The 22572-nt window shown below is 34.3% G+C and carries 28 protein-coding genes; 4 read left to right on the top strand and 24 right to left on the bottom strand.

Annotation, left to right across the window (positions count from 1 at the left end):
* Positions 1-19: 19 nt before the first annotated feature.
* The 8 genes from CIGNP103_RS03765 to CIGNP103_RS03730 all read right to left on the bottom strand — a co-directional run bounded on the left by CIGNP103_RS03765 (position 20) and on the right by CIGNP103_RS03730 (position 7424).
* A complete protein-coding gene (locus tag CIGNP103_RS03765) occupies positions 20-553 on the bottom strand; it encodes a GNAT family N-acetyltransferase (protein WP_086268612.1) in 534 nt (177 codons plus the stop codon).
* On the bottom strand, positions 550-993 hold the full coding sequence (locus CIGNP103_RS03760) for a low molecular weight protein-tyrosine-phosphatase (protein ID WP_086241559.1): 444 nt from the start codon (positions 991-993) through the stop codon (positions 550-552). Before CIGNP103_RS03760 ends, CIGNP103_RS03765 begins: the two co-directional genes overlap by 4 nt.
* A gap of 633 nt (positions 994-1626) precedes the next feature.
* A complete protein-coding gene (locus CIGNP103_RS03755) occupies positions 1627-2382 on the bottom strand; it encodes a uracil-DNA glycosylase family protein (protein ID WP_086241560.1) in 756 nt (251 codons plus the stop codon).
* Positions 2383-2425: 43 nt separating this feature from the next.
* Positions 2426-2599, bottom strand: coding sequence for a WYL domain-containing protein (locus tag CIGNP103_RS08385; RefSeq protein WP_086268611.1), 174 nt, complete (start codon positions 2597-2599; stop codon positions 2426-2428).
* A 28-nt stretch (positions 2600-2627) separates the two neighbouring features.
* Positions 2628-3326, bottom strand: coding sequence for a helix-turn-helix transcriptional regulator (locus CIGNP103_RS03745; protein WP_086268610.1), 699 nt, complete (start codon positions 3324-3326; stop codon positions 2628-2630).
* Positions 3327-3586: 260 nt separating this feature from the next.
* The gene (locus CIGNP103_RS03740) at positions 3587-5617 is read right to left on the bottom strand and encodes an AAA family ATPase (protein ID WP_086268609.1); all 2031 of its coding nucleotides are present in this window, start codon (positions 5615-5617) and stop codon (positions 3587-3589) included.
* 36 nt (positions 5618-5653) lie between these two features.
* The gene (locus tag CIGNP103_RS03735) at positions 5654-6523 is read right to left on the bottom strand and encodes an agmatine deiminase family protein (RefSeq protein ID WP_086268608.1); all 870 of its coding nucleotides are present in this window, start codon (positions 6521-6523) and stop codon (positions 5654-5656) included.
* Between the two features lie 127 nt (positions 6524-6650).
* Positions 6651-7424, bottom strand: a complete 774-nt coding sequence (locus CIGNP103_RS03730; RefSeq protein ID WP_086241564.1) for a hypothetical protein — start codon at positions 7422-7424, stop codon at positions 6651-6653.
* Between the two features lie 139 nt (positions 7425-7563).
* On the opposite strand from CIGNP103_RS03730, the gene CIGNP103_RS03725 reads away from it, so the two are divergent.
* The gene (locus CIGNP103_RS03725) at positions 7564-7953 is read left to right on the top strand and encodes a hypothetical protein (RefSeq protein WP_086241565.1); all 390 of its coding nucleotides are present in this window, start codon (positions 7564-7566) and stop codon (positions 7951-7953) included.
* A gap of 460 nt (positions 7954-8413) precedes the next feature.
* Here CIGNP103_RS03725 and CIGNP103_RS03720 read toward each other — a convergent pair whose 3' ends face one another.
* The 16 genes from CIGNP103_RS03720 to rsmA form a co-directional block, all read right to left on the bottom strand.
* Positions 8414-8554, bottom strand: coding sequence for a BspA family leucine-rich repeat surface protein (locus tag CIGNP103_RS03720; protein WP_086268644.1), 141 nt, complete (start codon positions 8552-8554; stop codon positions 8414-8416).
* 20 nt (positions 8555-8574) lie between these two features.
* Positions 8575-9279, bottom strand: a complete 705-nt coding sequence (locus CIGNP103_RS03715; protein ID WP_086268607.1) for an SIR2 family NAD-dependent protein deacylase — start codon at positions 9277-9279, stop codon at positions 8575-8577.
* Positions 9280-9345: 66 nt separating this feature from the next.
* Positions 9346-9654 carry a hypothetical protein gene (locus CIGNP103_RS03710; RefSeq protein WP_086268606.1) on the bottom strand — a complete coding sequence of 103 codons (309 nt, stop codon included), beginning with the start codon at positions 9652-9654 and terminating at the stop codon, positions 9346-9348.
* Between the two features lie 3 nt (positions 9655-9657).
* Positions 9658-9840, bottom strand: coding sequence for a hypothetical protein (locus CIGNP103_RS03705; protein ID WP_086268605.1), 183 nt, complete (start codon positions 9838-9840; stop codon positions 9658-9660).
* Between the two features lie 129 nt (positions 9841-9969).
* Positions 9970-11313 carry a PD-(D/E)XK nuclease family protein gene (locus tag CIGNP103_RS03700; protein WP_086268604.1) on the bottom strand — a complete coding sequence of 448 codons (1344 nt, stop codon included), beginning with the start codon at positions 11311-11313 and terminating at the stop codon, positions 9970-9972.
* A gap of 118 nt (positions 11314-11431) precedes the next feature.
* Entirely contained in the window at positions 11432-12316 is an 885-nt protein-coding gene (locus CIGNP103_RS03695) for a hypothetical protein (RefSeq protein WP_086268603.1), read from the bottom strand.
* Between the two features lie 358 nt (positions 12317-12674).
* On the bottom strand, positions 12675-12914 hold the full coding sequence (locus tag CIGNP103_RS03685) for a hypothetical protein (protein WP_086238470.1): 240 nt from the start codon (positions 12912-12914) through the stop codon (positions 12675-12677).
* 50 nt (positions 12915-12964) lie between these two features.
* Positions 12965-13468 carry a YqiA/YcfP family alpha/beta fold hydrolase gene (locus CIGNP103_RS03680; protein ID WP_086235488.1) on the bottom strand — a complete coding sequence of 168 codons (504 nt, stop codon included), beginning with the start codon at positions 13466-13468 and terminating at the stop codon, positions 12965-12967.
* Positions 13469-13522: 54 nt separating this feature from the next.
* Positions 13523-14041 carry a DUF1643 domain-containing protein gene (locus CIGNP103_RS03675; RefSeq protein WP_086268602.1) on the bottom strand — a complete coding sequence of 173 codons (519 nt, stop codon included), beginning with the start codon at positions 14039-14041 and terminating at the stop codon, positions 13523-13525.
* A gap of 126 nt (positions 14042-14167) precedes the next feature.
* Positions 14168-14230, bottom strand: a complete 63-nt coding sequence (locus tag CIGNP103_RS03670; RefSeq protein WP_086268643.1) for an arsenate reductase/protein-tyrosine-phosphatase family protein — start codon at positions 14228-14230, stop codon at positions 14168-14170.
* A gap of 34 nt (positions 14231-14264) precedes the next feature.
* Positions 14265-14780 (bottom strand): pyridoxamine 5'-phosphate oxidase family protein, encoded by a 516-nt coding sequence (locus CIGNP103_RS03665; protein ID WP_086243323.1) that lies wholly within the window; start codon positions 14778-14780, stop codon positions 14265-14267.
* A gap of 13 nt (positions 14781-14793) precedes the next feature.
* Entirely contained in the window at positions 14794-15660 is an 867-nt protein-coding gene (locus CIGNP103_RS03660) for a restriction endonuclease (protein WP_059434219.1), read from the bottom strand.
* 5 nt (positions 15661-15665) lie between these two features.
* Positions 15666-16430 (bottom strand): pseudouridine synthase, encoded by a 765-nt coding sequence (locus CIGNP103_RS03655; protein WP_086268601.1) that lies wholly within the window; start codon positions 16428-16430, stop codon positions 15666-15668.
* A 1-nt stretch (position 16431) separates the two neighbouring features.
* Entirely contained in the window at positions 16432-17385 is a 954-nt protein-coding gene (locus tag CIGNP103_RS03650; RefSeq protein ID WP_086253587.1) for a KpsF/GutQ family sugar-phosphate isomerase, read from the bottom strand.
* Positions 17386-17396: 11 nt separating this feature from the next.
* On the bottom strand, positions 17397-19364 hold the full coding sequence (locus CIGNP103_RS03645; protein WP_086241573.1) for a ribonuclease J: 1968 nt from the start codon (positions 19362-19364) through the stop codon (positions 17397-17399).
* Complete coding sequence (gene rsmA, locus CIGNP103_RS03640; RefSeq protein WP_086241574.1) at positions 19333-20139, bottom strand: 16S rRNA (adenine(1518)-N(6)/adenine(1519)-N(6))-dimethyltransferase RsmA; 807 nt, start codon at positions 20137-20139, stop codon at positions 19333-19335. The genes CIGNP103_RS03645 and rsmA overlap by 32 nt, the downstream gene beginning before the upstream one ends.
* Positions 20140-20202: 63 nt before the next feature.
* On the opposite strand from rsmA, the gene hisF reads away from it, so the two are divergent.
* The 3 genes from hisF to rlmN form a co-directional block, all read left to right on the top strand.
* Complete coding sequence (hisF, locus tag CIGNP103_RS03635) at positions 20203-20964, top strand: imidazole glycerol phosphate synthase subunit HisF (protein ID WP_086241575.1); 762 nt, start codon at positions 20203-20205, stop codon at positions 20962-20964.
* 26 nt (positions 20965-20990) lie between these two features.
* Complete coding sequence (locus tag CIGNP103_RS03630; protein ID WP_086241624.1) at positions 20991-21521, top strand: phosphorylase family protein; 531 nt, start codon at positions 20991-20993, stop codon at positions 21519-21521.
* Positions 21518-22572 (top strand): 23S rRNA (adenine(2503)-C(2))-methyltransferase RlmN (gene rlmN, locus CIGNP103_RS03625; RefSeq protein ID WP_086268600.1); only part of this gene is annotated, 1055 nt, incomplete at its 3' end. The genes CIGNP103_RS03630 and rlmN, both read left to right, overlap by 4 nt.

The raw sequence follows: 22572 nt of genomic DNA, 5'->3' as shown, positions 1-22572 counted from the left end.
TATAGCTAAATATTATCTGCTATTCAAATTTAAAATCAAAATAATTTTTGCTCTTAAATAGATTAAACATATCTATAAATTGCTTGGAATCAAACTCAAAATTACTATAAATACTATAGGTCATTTTGCAATATGATATTTTATAACCAGAATCTTTAAATCCGTGATTGTTATAAAATTTACTGCGTTTGACTCTTTGTAAGTAATCAGTAGCTTTTGGATCTAAACTCTCAATCTCTAAGACGATTTGGCTAAAATTTGATTTTAAAATTTCTAAAATTAAACCACCAAAACCGCGCCCTTGATACTTAACACAAACTGCTAAAAATGCTAAATAAGATATATTTTCATAGCTATATATAGCAGCATAACCTACAAACTCATTATCATTATAAAAAGAGAAAATAGATAGATTTTCATCATTTGCATATATGTTATTAGATAAATTTATTGGTGCTAATAGCTCATTTGAAGGGAAAACTTCTGAATTTAGCCTTAAAATATCTATAAAAATATCGCTATTTACATCAACTAATCTACAATCCAAGCTCATTTACAAACCTCATCAAACATCGTATTTATCGCATTTTTAAGCATATTATAAACGCTTTGAAAATCACTCATATCACCATAATACGGATCTGGAATTTCAGCCCCATTAAGCCCAAAATCCCCCATCAAAGCTACCTTATTGCCAAGCTTTAAACGCAAAATATTATCATAATTTTGCTTATCCATCGCTATAATCAAATCAAATTTAGAATCACTCCTATCAATTTGCCTACCTTTTAGCATAGAGATATCAACTCCATTTTGCCGCCCGATCCTTATAGAGCGACTATCTGGCGGCTCTGATATATGATAATTGCTAGTCCCTGCCGAATCTATCAAAATATCCAAGCCACGCTCTTTGGCTGCCTTTCTTGCGATGCCTTCAGCCAAAGGCGAGCGACAAATATTACCAAGACATACAAATAAAATTGATTTAACCATTAAGACCTCTTATATTTTATTTTAAAATCAATTATTTTGATTTTGTTGCTTTTGTATGATGAATGTGGCGGATAGCCATCTTTCCATTTATACATTTTTATATCATTCCAATTTTAATTTTTTAAGAATTCTAGAATTCTGCCACCATTTCTAGCCAAAAAGTTTGTAAAACCAAAATATTTCCTTAATTTATAATTAAAATTGTTTTGTGAATTATAACAAAACTAACATTATAATTCTAGGGAATTCTAGAATTCCCTAGTTCTATATTTGCTTTTATATCATAATTCTAGCTAGAATTGCAGACTATTTATTATCTGTTGTAAAAATCATTTAAAACATTAAAATAACTTTTGATAAAGCGATCTCGCCCTCTTCATAAAGGCATGATTTTTTAATCATCACTTTTTTCAATACGAGAGAGATATTTTACTGGTACCTCAAAAGTCATCATTTAGAGATATAAGCACTCCAAAACTCAAAATCATCATCCGCATCATCAACAAGCTTATATCCGCAAAGCTCGTATTCATAGTCGCCTTTTTTACCCTTTCATCAACTAATTCACCGTAGTATTTGCTTTCATCAGACAATAGGATTTGAAAGGAATTATATATATCAAAACAGACACTTTTATGTCGTATTAAAAAATATTTTTATCCAATCTTCTTTTTGTAGCTCAATGCTAGTTTTATTGCTTTTATCACCCTTTTTTCTATTTGCACTACCCATTCCGCCAGGGTGCGCTACAACATAGATTTTGCTTTTGTTATATTTTAAGCCATTTTGTGTTACAATAAAATGATTAAATGATGCAATTTTTGGTACTTCAAGCTCTAATGCTTCTAAAATAATCTCATAAGTCATCTTGCCAAGAGCTATGATATATTTGGGCTCTAGAATTTCTACAAGCTCTTTAAAAATCTCTTTATCTGTAGAAATTTCGGCTTTTGTAATGTGTGCTGAAGTATTTATTTTGCGATATCCTAGCGAAATGTTTGTAAAAAATAAATCGCTATATCGCTTTTTGTCTATATTAGGATAGCCGATGCTGGCAAATAATTCTACTAAATTTTTATCAGTTACAAAAGGTTTTAAACTATCTAAATATTGTATCTTTTCATATTCATTTGGACTTAGTGAATTTATCTTAGAAATGTTTTCTAGTGTTTTTCCACTGTCAAAATCTGTATTGCCCCAGTCTTGCCCCACAAGCAAGATACTTATTTTTGGAGTATCTATTTCATAGCCTAGACCTTGCCAATAAGTCCATAGGTTTATTGCTTTTTTACACTCATCACACCACTTGAAATTTGCGTGTTTTTTATATTCGTAATTTTGTCTTGCTCGTTCTATAAGGGATAAATACTTTTGTTTTTTATCTTTCATTTTTTGCCTTTTCTAAGCACTTTAGTAATTATAACAAACAAAACTAACCCCTTATTTCTTTTATATACCTCTCCATCTCCGCTAGTATATCATCGGCTAGACTGCTAGGCTCTATAACTTTGATATGCGGCAGGTAATAAAAAACAAGCGGTTTTATCTCCATTATATGTGTGATTTGAACTTCTATTTCTATACTGCCATCTTCGTTCTCACACATTATTTGTTGATTTGGCAGTGGTTTTCGCTCAAAGTATTTTTTTGACCACTTTATCTATCCATAGCCTTACGATAAAGCTTTTCTCAGGGTCAAACCAAGCCGAATTAGCACTTTTAATGCGGTTTTCTAGGCTCTCATCTATCTTAAATTTACTAGGTAGAATTTTTATCTCTTTTATACTTTTTAGGTGAAATTTCTTAAGCTTTTCACCAGCCATTGTAAGCAGATACCAAAAGCCATCAAATAGCGCAATTTTAATAGGCGAGAGTCTGTGAGTTTTACTAAAATACAGTAGTTCTATTTCATTGCGACTTGCGATGACACTCTCTAGGTTTTCTATTAGCTCAATGTCTTTTTTCCCTAGCTTCTCAGCGCTTAGACTTACAAAAATCGGATGATTTAGCCCTTCGCTTATACCTTTTAGCAAACCATGAGCCTTTGAGTAGAACTCAGCCCCTACATTTTTTGCCATTTTATCAAGCACGGCTAGGATGATTTGATTTTCGTCTTTTGGGTCAATTTTACTCTCATCTATGCTCCACAGCCTACCATTTCGCACAGCTCCGTATTTGACTAGAACGCCATTTAAATCACGCTGGATGGTGCGCTCGCTCACTCCTAGCTTGTCTGCGATTTGGCTGGTGCTAAGTGGAGTTTTTACGATTAGCTTACAGATTTCATTTATGCGCCAAAAACGCTCATTTGGTTCTTTTTGTATTTCTTTCATGCTTTGCCTTTTTTAATTTTCAAAATTCTAACATAATAATGATATATTTCAAACTTGTAAGATAACAAAAACAAGAAAAGTAGCCAAGAGTAAAAAAGTAAAGCACTAAGCAGGAGTTGAACCTATATCTCCCTATGTTTGCAGTCCGCCTTGACTACATTAGCGCATTAACGCTTTAAGCCATGTTACAGCAAAATATTTTAAAAATAAAGGTAAAATTGTAAATTTTTACCTTTATCCTCAGCTAATTCTAGAATTCCCTATCTCACAAAGCCTAGTTTGCTGCCACTCTCAGTGTTTTTTATCTTTACTTCATCAGCCAAGCGTTTAGCAAAGTCATCGCTATCTTTTATAGGATAAAAGGCATTTGCTCTTTTAACCGCTGCAAAGTCGCCAGGGGCTAAGGCTCTTAGAGAGCTTACACACTCTAAAGCACCAGCACTTATTTCAAGCCCCAAAAGCTCGCATTCTTTTTTAAATAATGCGCTAGCTTGCTCAGGCTTTAAATACCCAAACTCAATTTTCATATCAAAGCGCCTTAAACTCGCTTTATCAAGGCTTTCACAAAGGTTGGTTGTAGCTATAAAAACACCATTAAAGCTTTCCATTTGAACAAGCATTTCATTTACTTGACTTATCTCCCACGAGCGATTTGCGCTGCTTCTATCTTGCAAAAAGCTATCAACCTCGTCAAAAACAAGCACCGCCTTTTTATTTTTAGCCTCTTTAAAGGCATTTGCTATGTTTTTTTCAGTTTGCCCCACATACATACCTAGGATTTCACTAGCTTTTTTGATGATTATTTCGCAGCCTAGCTCGCTAGCTACAAACTTAGCATAGGCACTTTTGCCAGTGCCAGCTACGCCATATAGGCAGATTCTAGCATTTGGTCTTTCTTTTATCCCTGCTACCATAGCTTGCGGGTCTATACTAGTATTTATATAGCTAGTATCGTAGCTTTGCGGCAGTTCTGTGCCCTTGCTTTTTTTAGACTTTTTGCTCTCTATGCGTAGTTTGCCTTGGGCGTTTAGATTAGCATTTATTAGCGTAGTAAAGAGCTTATTTCGCTCTTTTTCATCTGCTACTTTTAGGGTATTTAGCACCTTGCTTGCGCTACTTATTAGAGCTGGGGCGATATCTTTGTTTTTGGCTAGTTTATTTATAGTTTTTTCGCACACAGCCCCTTTTGTGTAATTTTTTATTAGCTCTTTGCGCTTAGTTTTTGGCGGAATTTTAAACTCTATTACCATATCAAATCGCCTAATATACGCATTATCCATGCTATAAACATCATTTGTAAGCCAAAATGTAGGCACTCTATTTTCTTCAAGCGTGCGGTTTATGAGAGCCTTTGAAATATGCCTATCTCTAAAAATATCCTCCACTTCATCAAACAAAATAACGCTATTTTTCGCTTCCAACAGAGCATTTGCGCAAATTAAGCTAGAAAATCTCTCAAGTGAGTTTAGACTATCCCCATCATCATCGCAAAATGCCACCTCAAAAAGCTCTTTTTTAAGCCTGCTAGCAATAACCTTACAAAACTCGGTTTTGCCAGTGCCAGGCAAACCATGAAGTAAGATATTTGCGCCTTTTTGGCAGTTTTTTAAATACTTTAAGATGTCATCAGTCTTTATACTCAAATGCTCATAATCACTTATTTCAAGCTTTGAACTAGAACACTTGCGCAAAATCCCAGCAAAAAGCATATCAATACTAGGCTTTTTAAGCTCTACTAAATTAAAAGGAAAATCATCATCGCAAAACTCTATCAAGTCGTCAAAATCAGGTCTATAGCAACTTTTATTAAGCTTAATTATTTTACAAGAAAGCAGAGCCGAGTTAGACTTTAGCGCAGATTTTACTAGATTTAGCCTTGCTCCAAGCACCTTTGAGATGAAAAAGCTTAGTTCAAAAGTATCCACCTTGATATCTCTCATCAGCTCTTTTAACACTCCTATAGACTTTGATGCAGCAAAAAACTCTAGCAAATCACGCTCAGTTTGACTTAGACCAAGAGTGTTTTTTACTAGCTCTAAGTTTGCGTTTAGGTTAGCATTAGAGCCTATTTTACCAGCCTCATTTAGCTCTTCAAGGCGTCTTAGCTCGTCTTTTAGCATTTTGCTTACCTTTGGAGCGTCTTTTTTCTCCAAATCACAAGGAATCCTAAAAAGCTCACGAACATCATCATTTCTAATCACCAGATCATACACTCCATCGCACTCAAATATCGCTCTTAGTGCCCATAGCTTAATTTTATCTCTTAGACCAGTTGGCGTGTAAACTTTCATTTTAGCTCCTTTGAATTTTTATAGTATTATACAAGACTAAGCAGACATAAATTTGTCGTTTGCAGCATTAGATTTTTTAAAAATATTCCACGCTACGCAGTGTAAGGCACCGCCTAAACTAGCGATTTTTTGGCAGTTTATGCTAGATATTTTTGCCCCCACAAAAGCTCTAGCTATAAATTCCTTTGCTATTTCATCATTAGCACCGCCAAAGCTAGGCATGATGATATGCGAGCCTATTTGTAAGAAGTTTATATATGCCCAGTCGTATTCATAACAAGGCTTGGCAAAGCTCATCTGCTCCACGCTAAATCCATGGAATTCTAGAATTAGCTTTATATCTTGCGCTTCGCTAGGATAGCTATCAGCGTGGCTTGACATTAGAATTTTGTTCTTTCCGAAGTATTTGACAAAGCCATCACTATGTCCGTAAATATCGCCATTTTTATCGCTAGGGTGCGCTCTCCAAGGCAAGAAAATCAGCTTTTTGCCAAGCTCTTTTTCTAAGCGAGCTATAAACTCTTTGTCATTTTTGCTTCTAGAATTCTCAGCAAAAACCTTATCGCAGACCAGCGCATACTCGCCAGCAAAGACGATATTTCCACCATCAAAGACTATATCGCTAGGGCGGAATTCTAGTTTTATACTCTTAGCGATTTTGGCTTGGTCGCTGATATATCGCTCTTTGCCCAGCAGATAATCAGGGCTATATTTGTAGCCCCAAAAGCTATCTTTGCTCAGCTGAACTGGCATGAAATCACGCACCCAGATATCTCTCGTGCCATCTAAAAAATCCCATGCAATGCCAAGCTTATCAAAAAGCCCAGTTAGCTCATCGCAAAAGGGCTTAAAATCACTTCGCAAAAGCCTTGAGATATACACAAAGTTTGTATCAAAATCATTCATTTTTGCGCCTTTTTTTGTGAGATTATAACGGCGTAAAAATGTAGTAAAACTGAAAAATTTCTTATGAATTTCTTAGGGGAAAATTCTAGAATTCCCCTAAGAGAATTCTAGAATTCTAGTAAGTTATTTAGTTTAATTTTACTGTGTAGCGGTAAGGCTTTAGAGCACTATCAGCAAAAGCATTTATTATATTCTCTTTTCCTTTATCATTGTTAATTACATACCTATCTGATAGAATCAACTCAGCTCTTGGAGTTGAATATTTTTTTATTTCTTCTATGCTGCTTTTTATTCTATCAATTTCTTCTTTTCCTATAAAGCCTTTTATTATTTTATTGTTTTCGCATTTCCGTAAAATATGATGACGATAAGTTCTTGTAACAATATCGTTCAGTTTTCGATCTTTTAGGTCATGACCTGACTCTTCTTTTAAAAGAGGAAAATTTACTAAAAAATGCTCCGATTCTTCAAAAGCACTAAATTTATCAAAAAGTTCGTCAACAATATTTTTAGGGGCATCCGTTAGGTTTTTGCTGCTTGAATATCCACCCACTGGCTTTATTCCACGCAGTAAAATTCCGCCAAAAAAGGAATTATTTTCCAAAATCGCCTTATCGTCTTCAAAACTTAAATTGCTACCAAAACTTATATCTACGCCACTATCGTGAAAAAACCAATCGCCTGCCTCACAATTTCGTGGATAAGTGATAATATCCTCATGTCCATCGCAATAAAGGTAGAATTCTATATCCGTAATATAGTATTCTCTTATGCCTTTTACTATTTTTGTTTTTGTTAGTAGAATTTTGGCAATTTCATCAAATTTTTCTTCTAACCCATTAACTCCATTTTCTAGCAAAGACTCTTTCGTTAAAAGCTCTTTTAATTTAACTTTACTCATTTTCTTCCCTTTTTAGTTTTTGTGATTATAGCTAATTTTGTAGCTTTTTTATAAACCCAAGATATATCTAAAAAGCCTAAAAACCGACACACATTGTCGCTTTGTTTTGCTATAATTTTATATTAAAAAAGGAACAACAATGCAACTACTAAAATCATTTTTCAAAGCACATGAGCAAGACGATATCTATTTTGACCATAACGATTTAAAGGACTTTTTAGATATCGGCGGACTTTCTTATATCAAAGAAATCAAAGCAAATGAGCAAAGCATAGTCTTAAAAATCAAAGAGCTTTTTGATATAGAGAGCGAACTTTACAATCTAAAAAGCGCAAAAATAGCATTTATCCACATTAGCACTCGCCCTGATTTACCATTTGAGATAGCGCAAAACACCATAGAAACGATAAATGAGTGCTTAGGCAACAAGATTGATGATGTCTATATCGGCACAAACACAAGCCAAGAGCAAACAAGCGATACAATCACTTGTGGTATCATGCTAGGCGGAATAAAACAAAGAAAATAGCGCAATTTTATCGCAAAACTCTTGCTTTTTGGCTAAAATTGCGCTATAATTAAAATGATTTATGGGGAGACGCCTCCCCACTTTTACTCCACTAAGTTAATTTCAAATCCTTTTAAAATATCATCTAAAAAGGTTATGAGTTTGTTTGGATTTATACGCTTAATAGCAAAATCATTATTTTCAAAATCAACCTTTGCGCTTAGCCTGGGCAAACCATTTTGTTGTATTTTTAATAGATTTTCATTATGAAAAGCACGATTTCTTATATTTTATTATAAAAATTTTAGCAGGTGTATAATTTGCAAATTATACACCTTGTTAGCAAATAAATAGCGTGAGTAATTATCACACTATTTATTTATCGCTTCATAGATAAAATAACAGCGTGGTAAGTAATCTTTTTGCATTTTTTATCGTTTAGTAAGTAGGTAAAACCTTTACAATTATGAAACATGCGACACTAAATTTTAAGATTTGCTGGCTTATCTAAGGGCTGATTAAAAGCCCTAGCTCCATTAAACATGCTTTCTGTGTTTTCTACACTACTTACATCCCAGTATCCAATAAGGATATTAAAACAAGCGCATCTCTTAAGCTCTATATAGCTATTTTGCTAAAACTCTAGCTAAAAAACTTCTCTATATCAGCTTCTATTTTTGGCGCAGCAGTTGTGGCTTTTTCTATGTAGCATTTGTTAAATGCGTGGTCTATATCGCTTTTATCAAGGTTGTTTAAAATGCTATTTTTAGCAAAGCGCGCAAAGCTTGCCACATCTAGCACTTGACCACTCGTGCCTATACATACAAAAAGAGAGTCCTCAGCATATCGTAAATCTTCTAGCTCGTGGTATAAAGTAGCATAAAAAGGTGCTGCTTCGCCAAACATAACGATATTGTGGCGAAACTTCTTACACCCACATTTACAAATATGCTCTCTAGCATTTATAGCCTCGTAGCCGATATATTCTATTTTTTTGCAATGCTCACAGTAAATCTCAGGCAAAAATCCGTGTAAATGAACGACATCCATGCAGCCTGCCCGCTCTAACAAATCATCTACATTTTGCGTTAGTACTGCGATTTGCTCAGGGTATTTTGCCTTTATACGAGCTATCATGCGGTGAGCCTCGTTTGGCTCACAGCCAGCTAACTGAGCCCTGCGCTTGTCGTAAAAATCTAGCACTTTTTGCCTATCTTTTTTAAAACCCCTAGCCGAGCAGACCTCTTCTATATCATACTCTTCCCAAAGTCCGTCAGAGTCTCTAAAGGTCCTTAGCCCACTCTCAGCCGATAATCCAGCACCACTTAAAATAAGCACTTTTTTCATCTTTACTCCCTAAAAATACTAATAACTCTAGCCAAAATTCCAGACTATTTTTATAGCTGCAAATACCTATTTTACCAGCTCTTTTAGTCCTTCGAGCACCTTTACCATCGCCAGTGTATCAAGTCCGCAATAAGCTAGTAGCTCTTTGCGTTTTTTAGCGATTTTCTCATCAAAGCTCGTGCCCTCCCACTCAATGCGCTCTCCGCCTTTAAATAGCTCGCACGCTAGCTCACCAACTTCATTTCCACGCTCAAAAACAGCCTCCAAGCTAGCATTTGGCGCAAACACACTCTCATCGCCCTTGCGGTGCTTACTTAGCCACAGCAGCTTAGGACACTGCATATCATTTATATATAGAGATTTTGAGATGCCCATTTTTCATCCTTTCATTTTATTATACCAGCTAGGAACGGCGCAATCACAGCCACCAAACATATCATCAGGCTCAAAGAGCGAAGTCATATCGGCAATAAGATTAGTATCGATATCGCCTAGATACACGCTCTCATCTTTTACAAGAGCTTTTAGCTGGGCTAAACTTTTTGGCCGATATTTTTCCATCTAGAATTCCTTTGATTTTATAAATTTTATAGGAATTCTAACATATAAAGCAGACTATTCATTGTCGGTTTTTTGGCTTTATGAGAATTTTAGATTAGGAATGAGCATTTAAAATACTCATTCCTAATGTTATTTATTCAAACTTATAATTTTTTTTGCCAATCTATACATAGCTGTTTCGTAAAGCTCATTTTGATATGGTTTTGTATGTGGCTCTAAGGCTTTTAGAAACTCCTTGCGCATTGCTTCTTCAAAATCTGTTTTTGGCTTATTATCTTCAAAATATTCTTTAAAGAAGCCATAAATATCGGTATATGTTAGAATTTTGTATTCAATGTCCTTTGAAGTCTTATATATTTTTTCGCTGTTTTCCGTTGCATATTCTTTTACTATATTGTGATGGTTTGGTAAAAGTAAAATACATTTAACTTCTCTTTCTTTTTCTTCATTATCTTTTTCTTTGGCAACACCATAATATTTATCGAGCTGGCTTGTTATTTCGTTTGTTTCTTCATCTTGCTTTATACCATTTATACCAGATTTAATTTTATTTTCTATCACGATAGCATTTTTGTCATCTTTTATGTAAATATCTATATTTTCATATTCTCTAAAAATCCTAGTATTTTCTTTGTCTATTTCCGTGTTGGTAAATTTTTGGCAAAATTTAGCTAACAACTCTCTATCTTCATCAAGCCAGTAGCTTATCCAGCTCGAAAATGCCAGTTCATCATTTTGTTTGCCTATAATTTTCATAAAACTTAAATTTTCATTTTTTACAAGGCTTTCAAAATCTTCAGCCTCTAGATTGATTTTTTTAATATTATCGTCCCAGAATTTATCATTTTCAATAACTTTAATAAGTTTTTCTAATTTTACTTTATCTTTATTTTTCCCCAAAAGTAAGCCATCATACAAATACTGAGTATTTCTTGTAAAAGTATAAGGGATATAACATATATTTTCATATTCTCCATCCTTCTTTTCCTCATTCTCATCTCTAGTAATGTATATTTTTTCCTTTGCTAACTTCACTTTTTTGGCTCTAAATGAAGTATAAAATGCTGTTTTTTTATACTCTGTTCCATCCGATTTTTTTGTATTTTTACTTTCTAATATTTCAGTAAGTAATGCGCCACCATATCGTATATTATTGTTTTCTATCCATTCTTTTTGCGCTTTTATTTTATCGTTTTTATTGTTATTCTTACATTTTAAAAATTCTTTACTACAAATACACTCTAATCCAGTAGCATAGCCTATGACTTCTAGAAATTTTTTTTGTATACCACTTCTTACTAAAAGAATATAATCATTCTCTTTAAGCTCATTTGTTTTACTAACTTCACCATAAGGTGTTACATAAATATAATGCTCACCATTATCCGCCTTAAAAAGACATACTGCTTCGTGACCAATATTTTTATCTAAATACTCACCAACAAAAACTTTGTTTAGCAATATTTTAGTCATTTTCTCTCCTTAAAAGATTTAGTTTTAGAATTTCAAAAAATTTTATGATTATAGTAAAACTATAACTTTTTTAAAGTATCAATTTTAACAAAACAAGCAGACTATTTAAAGTCTTTTTCTAGCTCTCTTTGTATAAACCACTTAAATTCCTATCTTCTTCCATTTTGTCTGCTATCACTTTAAATACATCACTTAGCGTGGTATTGCTTGGCTCTGGGGTTTTAAAATACGAGCTTACATCGTAGTTATCGCTCCACAGCGAGCGAGCAGTTTGTCCGGTGACAGAGCCGATTACTTGCCTATTTGCGCTTATTATCTCATCGCAGAGCCGCTCATAAAACAGCGCCTTAGCGTGAGTAAAAGCAAAGTCCTTTATCCAATCAGGCAGAAAAATCAGCTCTTTAAGCAAAGCCAAATTTATCTCGCATTGCTTATCAAAATTGATTATATCGCACTTTTTGGCAATGCCATAGAACTCGCTACTCTCATCAAAAGCATCATAAATTTTAAATCTATTTATTCCGTAAATATACTTGCCACCGCACTCATACTTGCAAGCTACCCTTTGGGCGATAGGCGAGATAGGCAGGCTTACTGATTTGGCAAATGCGATAAAAGTAGTGGCAAAAATATTCTCGCCGCTATCGTCCTTGCCCCTGCCAAAAGCTACGGCAAATTCTATATCTCCACGCTTTCTAAGCTCTTTTAGCTCTTTTGGGTATTTTTGGTTTGGTTCTTTGCTAAACACGCTAAAAATAGCAATTTTTTCTTCTTTGATTTTTGCGATGATTTCATCTTTTTTGTCACTATAAAGCCTAGCAAAAAGAGCCTTTGAAATGCGCCTTTTAATCTCATCTTTGTGTGAGTTTCGCACCCAAAGAGCGTCGCTTTTGATAAGTTCATTTATTTGGCTTAGCATTTGCGCCTTCGCAGCTTTATCCATCGCTTTGAATTTGCTAGAATTTTCTAAGAATTCCAAGTAGTTTGTAAGATTTGTATCCATTTTATTATCCTTTCTGCCGATACATTTTTTGCATTTTGGCAATTATAACATAATTCTAGCTAGAATTGCAGACTATTTATTGTCGTTTTTAAATTTATCATTTAGGCAAATTGTGCTTATAAATGTTTAAGATTTCAATATTTTCATTTATTTCAAAGATAATTACATAACCCTTAAAAATAAAATCACGGATATTTTCATCATTTGCTATGAAGTTTTTTCTATGCTTATAGGGCATAAAAGCGATTGTTTGATTTAAGGTTTGTGGCAAATTCTCTAGCTCTTTTTGGGCTGTCTTGTGCGATGAAATCTACTATATTCGCTAAGGAATTTTGAAATTTCTTACTATAAATTATTTTCATTCGTATTTTGCTATTGTTTTATCTATATTTGCCCACATTTCATCAGCGTTTATAAACTCTAATTTTCCAGCTTTTTTGTCCTTTAAAAGCTCTTTAAAATCATCTTCATCGTTTTTGCTAAGCCCACTATTTTGCACAAAAATCGCACTTGGGTCAATTTTTTTTAGCACATCTTTTATTGCGTTTATCGCTACTTTTTCTAAGCTAGGATCGATTTTAACGCTAAATTCAAGCATATTATTCCCCTTAAATAAAAATAGTATTATATCAAAATACAACTAGAATTCTAGTTTTTAGCAAATTCTAGAATTCTAGCTATAAAAGGCTCATAGTCCATCACTCTATGAGTGGTGTGAGTGATGAATATTTGCGCCTTAGAGCCAAAAAGTGCTTTTACTTTTATATCATTTTGAGCTAAAAGCTCATCATCAGCAGATACAAAAATAAGCGCATTTATAGGCTTATCAAGCACCAAATCAGGCACACTAGGGATACGAAAGCGAGGTGTTAAAGATGGATTAAAAAGCACAGATTTTAGCCCCAAATCCATACCAAAACGAGCTGAGAGATATCCACCAAGCGATGAGCCAATTAGCGTTAGACTATCATTTGTGTGAATTTGCAAATCTAGAATTTGCGACTTTAAATCAGCGTAAATCTCATCATAAGTGGCATTACTATCCCAGCCAAGTGGCTCTAAAACTTCGCCCCTTGCCCCTAAAAGCTCTTTTAGCACCTTTCCACTTCTGCCGTTTTTATTTGAGCCATATCCGTGAATATACGCAAACATTGATTATCCTTTGGTTTTAGGTTTTACAAGTAGAATTCTAGCTAAAATTACAGACTATTTATTGTCGGTTTTTATTTTATAATCAATTATTTCGCTTTTAGTGCTTATGCGTGATGGATGCTTTGGTAAGCCTTTTTGTGTGGTTCCAAGACATTTTATTTTATGTCCATCAAAAAGCTTTAAAATATCTTTTAAGCAAGGTTCTTTCAAATATTTACGCTTATTTAAAACATCACCATAGCAAAGCAAAATATCACTATTTTTAAACTCGGCTAATATAGCTTTGATTTTTTCTAAATTAGTTTTATGAATTTTTTCATCAAAGTCTTTTAGTTCATCTGGGTTAGTAGATATTAGCGGATATAAATTTATCATCGCATAGCCGTCATAGCCATTGTTTGCTAAAATAGAACAAATATTACTCATAGTCTTGTCAGACTCATTGCTTTTTGCTACGCTAGGATTCGCCCCTATACAAATCATTGTTTTATTGCCTTTTTTGCCAAGCACATATCTACAATGCTCATCTATTATACAAATATCAGGCTCAAAGCCATCTTTCCATTTATACATTTTATATCCTTTTAATTTTAATTATCTTAGGAATTCTAGAATTTCCTAGAATAAAACCTAGAATCCCCTAAAACCTTCTAGAATTCCTTAATTTTAACTTAAAAAATTGAGCGCCTTTCTTGCGACTCATTCAGCCAAAGGCGAGCGACAAATATTGCCAAGACATACAAACAAAATTGATTTAACCATTAAGACCTCTTTATATTTTGCTTTAAAATATCATTTATTTGATAATCTTTGCTTTAGCACTTAAATGCTCTATTTTTAATTCATAAATATTGATTTTACTTAGCGATCCAATCGCCGCAGTATCAAAATAATCCATATAATTTGGCGTATATTTTTTACACAATAGCTCCAAAGCTTTTATCTTTTGACTCTCATTAGTAACTTCATAAGCCTTGGTTTTGGCTATGGCACTTTGATATTCAGTAGTAAAAACCCTACTCCCAAGCTCACTAGCACTATCTTTGATACTCTCACAATACTCATAACTAGGTGTGGGGACTCTGTTATGGCTAACAGCGACTAGCTCTACTATTTTACCATCTTTATATAATCTAGCTTTTGAGCCAGTTTTTGCTCCGTGGATATAAATACTCATACCATCTCTAGCTATAGAAATAGGGATACTAAATATCTCATTATTTTCATCTATACAACTAAGAGTCGCATACTGACACTCATCGATAATCTTCAAGGCAATCTCTTGATCTAATTCACGATCACTTCGACGCATAATTATTCTTTTATTAAATTTCTTGTTCAAAAAAATCAGCGTCTATTTTATAAATTTTCTTGATCTCTTTGACTTCCACGCCAACTTCATATTTTAGCATCAAATCAGTAAGTCTGTATTTATCTATCAAAACTATAGAATAATTTTGATGTTCTTTAGCAAATTCTATAGCTTCTTTTGTAAATGTTGAAGTAGTTATAAAAAGCCCTTTTGTTGTTGGTTTATTTGAAAGCGCTCCTGCAAATGCTTGAAGCGCATCACGACCGATTTTACCCTTATCATAACGTTTAGCTTGTATATAAATTTTAGAAAATCCAAATAAATCTTCATTTATAATACCATCTATCCCGCCATCTGCACCATTTTGGGTTAAACTAGAGCCACCCACGTCATAGCCTATCTTTTTCATAAGCTCCAAAGCCAAATTCTCAAAAAATCTAGGCTCACGCTCTAAAATTCGACTAATGATCTCATCTTTCACTTCTAAATGTATCTCTTCGATATTTGCTTCTAGGTTTTCATCTGGAGTTTGGATATCGTCTACTAAATTTTGGTTTGTCGGCGTCTTGTCATAAAACCATTTATTAAATTTATTTTCATCTTTGCTAAGTTGTATTCCAAATTCAGTAATTTTGTACTCGCCTCTCATGATGCGATTTATACTACCATTTGTTTTATCAGAACCCATTAAATAAGTAATAGCCCAATCTGCCCTATTTTTATATAATTGCTGTCCTCGTTTTGTAGTTTTTTCCAAATCCTCTTGACTAAATTTATAATAATCAGCTACAAAAGCATAAACATCTTGACGAGTAAAAACATCTTTACTCATAGCAAATTTCAAAATTACAAAAGCCATTTCATTAAATTTTGGAACCATCTTACTTAATACCTCACTCCATTTTGCTTTAAAAAATCTCTTAAATCATCATATTCAGAATTAGTAAAATACCGCCATTTCCCCTCGCTTAATTGATCTAAGCTAACCCTACCAAAGCTAACTCGCTTTAGATCCATAACCTCTAAATCAAAATAGCCAAAAAACCTTCTTAACTCTCTATTTTGTCCCTCATTTATGATGACTTTTAGCCTCGTGTAGCCACCACTTTGGCTTATGATTCTATAGGCTAAAAATGGTTTAAATTCCATTGAAATTTGCTTTGTTTTAGCATGAGCTCCTTTGGTAGCATCCTTAGCAAAAAAGCCTTCACGCATCGCATTTATCACTTGTTCTGTGATATTGCCTTTAATTTTTAGGTAGTACTCACGCTCTATATCGCTATCCATAAGAGCCTGAGCAATCACAGGAGCGTCAGTCAAAAGCAAAAGCCCCTCACTAGCAAAATCTAGCCTACCTATACTGATAAATTTAGAAAATCCCCGTGGCAAACTATCATAAATCGTCCTTCTACCACGATCGTCCCTTTTGGTTACTAGCTCGCCTTTTGGCTTGTTATAGACTATGACGCTAAATTCTTTTTTGAGCTTAACTAGCCTTGAGCCGATTTTTACCTTATCACCATCTTTGATATCGGTTGATAAGTCGCTTATAATTCGCCCATTTATACTGACCTTACCAGCCTTGATAAGCTCATCAGCCTCACGGCGTGAGTAGTTTGTATTGTGTGAGATAAATTTATTGATACGCATTTTATAGCCCTAAGCTCGTTAAATCATGAATATGTAAAAGACCTATTGGTTTTTGATCTTTTTGTATTATGAGAATTTGAATCTTATACTCTTCTATTAATCTAAATGCATCATATGCTAACATATCTGGATTATCTAGAGTTTTTGGATTTTTGGTTGCAAATTCTATAGCCTTAGAGTTAATATCAAAGCCATCTTGTTCTAATGCTCTTCTTAAATCTCCATCGCTTAAAATTCCACTAAGCTTGCCATCATTATCTACTAAAATCACACTACCTAATCTACCTTCGCTCATTGCTGTAATGGCTGATTTTAACGATATATCATCTTTGGCAATTGGTAAATTTGATTTTCTCATAGTATCTTTTACCTTTAGATATAGCCTTTTGCCAAGGCTGCCACCTGGATGAAATGCTGCAAAATCCTCGCTTTTAAAATCTCTAAGCTTCATAAGGCAAACAGCTAACGCATCACCAAGCGCTAAGGTTAGCGTAGTTGATACTGTAGGCGCTGCACCTATTGGACAAGCTTCACGCTCTATATCTATATTTAAATTTACATCACTTAAATTGGCTAAGCTTGAACCTGATTTAGAGATGCCTATGATTTTTATATCTCTTCTTTTAATATGCGGAAGAATAGCTAATAACTCGCTACTTTCGCCACTATAACTAATAGCCAAAACTGCATCATCACTCCCAATCATCCCCAAATCACCATGCATAGCCTCTGTTGGATGGATAAAAAAGCTAGGCGTTCCAGTACTTGCTAAAGTAGCAGCAATCTTAGCTCCAATATGGCCGCTTTTGCCAACTCCAGTTACTATTAGCTTGCCTTTGCAGCTATAAATTAAATTTACAGCTTTTTGAAATTCGCTACCAACTAAACCAGCCTGACGCCTTAACTCATCAGCTTCTAAATTTAAAACTTCACTTGCAATTTTAGCTATATCCATTTTTAACTCCGTTACATCAGATAGACAACTGGTACAATTGTCGGATATTTTTTAAGCTTTCTAAATATATGCTTTCTAATAACTTGGCGAATTTGATTTTCTAACGCCCTTTGGTCATTTAGCATATCATCTTTGACATTAGTTAAAAATTGCAGCAATATCTCTTCAAGCTCTTTACTTAGACTTCTTGCATGTCTTTCGCTTACTAATCCATAGCTAATTACTCTATTATGAATTAGAGTTTTAGCATTTTTATCAATTTGTGAAATGATAGTAACAACTCCAGCCTCAGCTAACTTTTGACGATCAATTACTACATCATCAGCGATCTGTTTGTTTATCTGATTATCTATAAATACCTTACCAGTTTTAACTGTTTTTACTCTTTTGATATGGCGTTGGCAAACCTCAACTTGATCTCCATCGCTCATCAAATATATATTTCTCTCATCAATTCCACAGCTCATCGCTGTCTCTTTGTGTTTGACTATGTGATTATACTCGCCATGAACTGGAAGGAAAAATTTAGGTTTAATCAGCCTTAGCATAAGCTTTTGCTCCTCTTGGGCTGCGTGTCCGCTTACATGAATTTCGCTAAAATCTTGATGAGCCACACTTGCTCCACTTTTTAATAAGAAATTCAAAATCGTTGATACGCTAGTTTCATTGCCAGGAATTGCTTTGGAGCTGATGATTACTTGATCACTTGGCTTGATTTTGATATATTTATGCTCATCAGTTGCCATCCTATATAGAGCGCTCATTGTCTCGCCTTGACTGCCTGTTGTGACTATTAAAACCTCATTATCTGGATATTTGACAACTTCATTTGCATCGATAAAAATCTTGCGATCTAAATTCACATATCCAAGCTCGATAGCCGTCCATAGATTTCTCTCCATACTTCTACCTATCACGCAGACTTTACGGCCATATTTTATACCGCGCTCGATAGCTTGATAAACTCTATGGATATTTGAGCTAAATGTACTCATTATCACCCTGCCCTTAGCGGTAGCAAATATAGAATCAAAGGTCTTTCCAACGCTACTTTCACTCTTTGTAATTCCATCTTTGTAGCTGTTTGTAGAGTCACTTAATAAGCATAAAACGCCCCTTTCACCATAATATGCTAAGCGATTTAAATCCGTTGGATAGCCATCGATTGGGGTGTGATCGATCTTGAAATCGCCTGTGTGGATTATAGTTCCAGCCTTTGTAGTGATAGCTAGTGCACTTGCGTCGATTATAGAGTGAGTGATATGTATAAGCTCAAATTCAAATTCCCCAAGCTCATAGACCTTACGCTTTTCAATCGGGCGAAAATAGCTTCTATAAGACTTTAGTCCATGCTCTTCAAATTTATTGCTTATCATCCCTAATGGAAGTGGCGTAGCATAAATTGGGAATTGAAATTCTTTGAAAAAATATGGCACCGCACCGATATGATCTTCGTGTGCGTGAGTGATGATAATGCCTCTGATTTTGTCTTTGATCTTTCTAACATAGTCAAAATCTGGCACCAAAATATCCACGCCATGCATACTCTCAGTAGGAAAACTCATACCAATATCAATGATAATCGCATCGTTATTTGTCTCGAAAATAGTCATATTTCCGCCGATCTCGCCAAGACCGCCAAGCGGAGTTATAGTGATTTTGTGTTCGGTTGAATTTAGGTATTTGAGTGGTTCAAGACGCAACTCATGACTAGCCTTATTTGCTTCTATGGCGGCTTTCATATCTTTTTGCCACTCTTCGTTGCCACTGATTTTTACTGTTGGATTGCTATTTTTGCGACGCTTTTTAGCTTTTTTGGTTTGCTCTTTTGACTCATCAGTTTTGGTAGCTTCATCAATTTGCGAATTTTGATCCTTAGCTGCGTGTTTCGCCTCTTTTTTTAGATTATCTTTATGATTGCGATATCTTCTTTTTTTGCTAGGTTTTTCACCTAGAGTTTGTGCATTCTCTTCGTTCATTTTTAGCCTCTTTAAATAGTTTTAAATATAAGGCGACACAAAGCTCATGAGGACGAGTAGTAAGCGGTAAATTATGTTTAGCCAAAAAGCTCTCTACAATAGACTTTGAGCAAAAACAAGCTAAATTTTTAAGTAAAGTTTTACGTGGAGCAACAAACGCAGACCTTAAAAACCGCTCAAATTCACCAAGCTCAAAATCATCTACTAAATTTCTATCTTTAATAATTCTAATCACCGCTGAGACAACCTTTGGCTCTGGATTAAACGCAGTTGCAGGCACATCAAAGAGCAACTCTACATCACCCCTAACTCCAGCTAAAATAGCCAAAGCACTAAACTCGCTATCGCCTGGTTGTGCGCTAAATTTCAAGGCTACCTCTTTTTGAATCATAACAACAAGCCCCTTGCATCTGCTATCGCTAAGCGCTTTTAATATCATATTTGTCGCTACATAGTATGGCAAATTCGCTACTAAAAAATAGTCCTGCCTAGATATCTCATGCCAAGATTCAAGGGCATCAATATTGGTTATTTTTAGTTTATGCTGCGAAATTTCACTAGCAAATTTATCTAGCAAAATCTCATAAAGCTCGCTGTCTATCTCAAAACACTCGATTTTTCCACTCAGTTGTACAAGCTTTTGTGTTAAATCACCTAAGCCAGGCCCAATCTCTACGATCCTTTCTAAATCATTGGGAATCGCTTGGATGATTTGACGCTTTATGCTCTCATCGGTTAAAAAATTCTGACCAAATTTCTTTTTTGCACGTATCATAGGTAGCTATTTTAGCTAAATTTGACTGAATTTATAGTAAAATAAAAATAAAAAGTTTTAAAAATGGAAAATTTCGCTAAAAGAATCATACCTTGCTTAGATGTAAATAATGGAAGAGTTGTCAAAGGTGTTAATTTTGTAGGGTTAAAAGATGCTGGTGACCCAATCGAAGTAGCCAAAAGATATAATGATGAAGGCGCTGATGAACTATGTTTTTTAGACATTACAGCTAGTAGCGATGGAAGAGATACCATAGTACATGTAGTAAAAGAGGTCGCAAAACAACTATTTATCCCTCTTACTGTAGGTGGTGGAATTCGTAAAATAGATGATATATCAAGGCTATTAAATGTTGGCTGTGATAAAGTCAGCCTAAACTCATCAGCTGTTGATAATCCAAATTTAATTTATGAAGCTGCTAATAAATTTGGTTCTCAATGCATTGTAGTTGCTATAGATGTCAAAAAAAATAGCAATGGTAGTTATAATGTATTTGTTCATGGAGGACGAAAAGATACCGGACTAGATGCGATACAATGGGCTAAAAGAGTCTATGATTTAGGTGCTGGAGAGATACTTTTAACCTCTATGGATAGCGATGGAACCAAGGCTGGATATGACTTAAATATAACATCGGCCATATCAAACTCAATCCAAATTCCAGTCATTGCTAGTGGAGGAGCAGGCACAATGGAGCATATTTTGCAAGCTTTTCAAAATGGAGCTGATGCAGCGCTTGCAGCTAGCATATTTCATTATAAAGAGATTGAAATTATGAAATTAAAAGAATTTTTAAAAGATAATGGAATCGGGGTTAGAATTTGAGTCAAAATAAGCTTAATAGCAATACTTTGATAGTTTGTGCTGGAGAAATGGAGAGTTTTCAATTTGCTACAACAATTGGAATTGGAATGGTTGAATCAGCAATAAATTTAACTAAAATTTTACTTAATTTAAAACAACTACCAAAAAAGATTATATTTATTGGAAGTTGCGGAATTTATGGCAATGAAAATTTGCTTAAAATTTACCAAAGTTCTTTAGCATTTAACTATGAAATTAGTGGAATTATAGGGCTTAGCTACACTCCTATCAAGATAAATTTGCCTAATGTTTCACAAAAAACAATTTTAATAAATTCATCAAACTTCATTACAAATTCAGCTGAAATTTCAAAAAAATTTAAAAATTTAGGTTTCACAGCTGAAAATATGGAAGCTTACAGTATACGATGTGTAGCAAATTTATTCAAAATAGATTTTGAATGCATTCTATGCTCCACAAACTACTGCAATGAAAATGCACATGATGATTTTATTAAAAATTATCCACAAGCCAAAGAAATAATTACAAAATATCTAAAATCAAAAGGAATTATATGAAAAATTTGCTTGATTATACTCAGGCGGAGCTGTCTGAATTTATCCAGCCAAAATTTAGAACAAAGCAAATTTACGAGTGGATATATAAAAAAAATGCAAGATCATTTGATGAGATGAGCAATCTACCAAAAGATATTAGAGAAAGATTAAAAAATGAATTTTATATCGAACCACTAGAGATGATCAAAAATGAGATTAGTAGCGATGGAAGTATAAAATATCTTTTTAAACTTAAAGATGGCAAAACAATTGAAAGCGTTCTTTTGCCTATGAAAGATGAAATTTTGGATCAAAATGGCAAAGTAGAAAAACACGCTAGATACACTATCTGTGTCAGCTCTCAAGTGGGTTGTAAGATGGGATGTAGCTTTTGTCTAACGGCTAAAGGTGGATTCATCCGTAATCTAAGCGCTGGTGAGATCGTAGGACAAATTCTATGGATAAAAAGAGAAAATAAAATACCATATGAAAGAAGAGTAAATATCGTATATATGGGTATGGGAGAGCCTCTTGATAATCTAAATAATGTATCAAAAACTATAAATATTTTAAAAGATAATGATGGTCTAGCTATAGGAGCAAGACGCCAAACTATTAGCACAAGTGGGTTAGCTACACAGATTAAAAAGCTTGGCGAAATGGATTTGGGCGTGCTTTTGGCTATATCTTTACACGCTGTTACAGATGAATTAAGAGAGAAATTGATGCCAGTAAATAAGGCTTATAATATCGCTAGTGTGATGGATGCTGTGCGTCAATTCCCTATAGATATGAGAAAAAGAGTTATGTTCGAATACCTAATAATGGATAAGATAAATGACAACCTTAGCGACGCAAAAGCCCTTGTAAAGCTACTTCACGGGATTAAAGCAAAGGTGAATTTAATCCTTTTCAATCCACATGAAGGTAGCCCATATCAAAGACCATCGCAAGAAAATGTAGAAAAATTCAGAGATTACCTTCAATCTCGTGGCGTTACATGCACAATTCGTCAAAGCAAGGGGCTTGATATAAGTGCTGCATGCGGTCAATTGAAAGAGCGAAGTAAAGG

It is taken from the genome of Campylobacter sp. P0103, assembly GCF_002139545.1.
GTDB lineage: Bacteria > Campylobacterota > Campylobacteria > Campylobacterales > Campylobacteraceae > Campylobacter > Campylobacter devanensis.
This window is presented reverse-complemented; position numbering and strand designations above follow the sequence as displayed.

Excerpts from the sequence above, each read along its gene's own strand:
- CIGNP103_RS03765 (WP_086268612.1), bottom strand. The coding sequence starts at position 553 with ATGAGCTTGGATTGTAGATTAGTTGATGTAAATAGCGATATTTTTATA.
- CIGNP103_RS03760 (WP_086241559.1), bottom strand. The coding sequence starts at position 993 with ATGGTTAAATCAATTTTATTTGTATGTCTTGGTAATATTTGTCGCTCG.
- CIGNP103_RS03755 (WP_086241560.1), bottom strand. The coding sequence starts at position 2,382 with ATGAAAGATAAAAAACAAAAGTATTTATCCCTTATAGAACGAGCAAGA.
- CIGNP103_RS08385 (WP_086268611.1), bottom strand. The coding sequence starts at position 2,599 with ATGTGTGAGAACGAAGATGGCAGTATAGAAATAGAAGTTCAAATCACA.
- CIGNP103_RS03745 (WP_086268610.1), bottom strand. The coding sequence starts at position 3,326 with ATGAAAGAAATACAAAAAGAACCAAATGAGCGTTTTTGGCGCATAAAT.
- CIGNP103_RS03740 (WP_086268609.1), bottom strand. The coding sequence starts at position 5,617 with ATGAAAGTTTACACGCCAACTGGTCTAAGAGATAAAATTAAGCTATGG.
- CIGNP103_RS03735 (WP_086268608.1), bottom strand. The coding sequence starts at position 6,523 with ATGAATGATTTTGATACAAACTTTGTGTATATCTCAAGGCTTTTGCGA.
- CIGNP103_RS03730 (WP_086241564.1), bottom strand. The coding sequence starts at position 7,424 with ATGAGTAAAGTTAAATTAAAAGAGCTTTTAACGAAAGAGTCTTTGCTA.
- CIGNP103_RS03725 (WP_086241565.1), top strand. The coding sequence starts at position 7,564 with ATGCAACTACTAAAATCATTTTTCAAAGCACATGAGCAAGACGATATC.
- CIGNP103_RS03715 (WP_086268607.1), bottom strand. The coding sequence starts at position 9,279 with ATGAAAAAAGTGCTTATTTTAAGTGGTGCTGGATTATCGGCTGAGAGT.
- CIGNP103_RS03710 (WP_086268606.1), bottom strand. The coding sequence starts at position 9,654 with ATGGGCATCTCAAAATCTCTATATATAAATGATATGCAGTGTCCTAAG.
- CIGNP103_RS03705 (WP_086268605.1), bottom strand. The coding sequence starts at position 9,840 with ATGGAAAAATATCGGCCAAAAAGTTTAGCCCAGCTAAAAGCTCTTGTA.
- CIGNP103_RS03700 (WP_086268604.1), bottom strand. The coding sequence starts at position 11,313 with ATGACTAAAATATTGCTAAACAAAGTTTTTGTTGGTGAGTATTTAGAT.
- CIGNP103_RS03695 (WP_086268603.1), bottom strand. The coding sequence starts at position 12,316 with ATGGATACAAATCTTACAAACTACTTGGAATTCTTAGAAAATTCTAGC.
- CIGNP103_RS03685 (WP_086238470.1), bottom strand. The coding sequence starts at position 12,914 with ATGCTTGAATTTAGCGTTAAAATCGATCCTAGCTTAGAAAAAGTAGCG.
- CIGNP103_RS03680 (WP_086235488.1), bottom strand. The coding sequence starts at position 13,468 with ATGTTTGCGTATATTCACGGATATGGCTCAAATAAAAACGGCAGAAGT.
- CIGNP103_RS03675 (WP_086268602.1), bottom strand. The coding sequence starts at position 14,041 with ATGTATAAATGGAAAGATGGCTTTGAGCCTGATATTTGTATAATAGAT.
- CIGNP103_RS03665 (WP_086243323.1), bottom strand. The coding sequence starts at position 14,780 with ATGCGTCGAAGTGATCGTGAATTAGATCAAGAGATTGCCTTGAAGATT.
- CIGNP103_RS03660 (WP_059434219.1), bottom strand. The coding sequence starts at position 15,660 with ATGGTTCCAAAATTTAATGAAATGGCTTTTGTAATTTTGAAATTTGCT.
- CIGNP103_RS03655 (WP_086268601.1), bottom strand. The coding sequence starts at position 16,430 with ATGCGTATCAATAAATTTATCTCACACAATACAAACTACTCACGCCGT.
- CIGNP103_RS03650 (WP_086253587.1), bottom strand. The coding sequence starts at position 17,385 with ATGGATATAGCTAAAATTGCAAGTGAAGTTTTAAATTTAGAAGCTGAT.
- CIGNP103_RS03645 (WP_086241573.1), bottom strand. The coding sequence starts at position 19,364 with ATGAACGAAGAGAATGCACAAACTCTAGGTGAAAAACCTAGCAAAAAA.
- rsmA (WP_086241574.1), bottom strand. The coding sequence starts at position 20,139 with ATGATACGTGCAAAAAAGAAATTTGGTCAGAATTTTTTAACCGATGAG.
- hisF (WP_086241575.1), top strand. The coding sequence starts at position 20,203 with ATGGAAAATTTCGCTAAAAGAATCATACCTTGCTTAGATGTAAATAAT.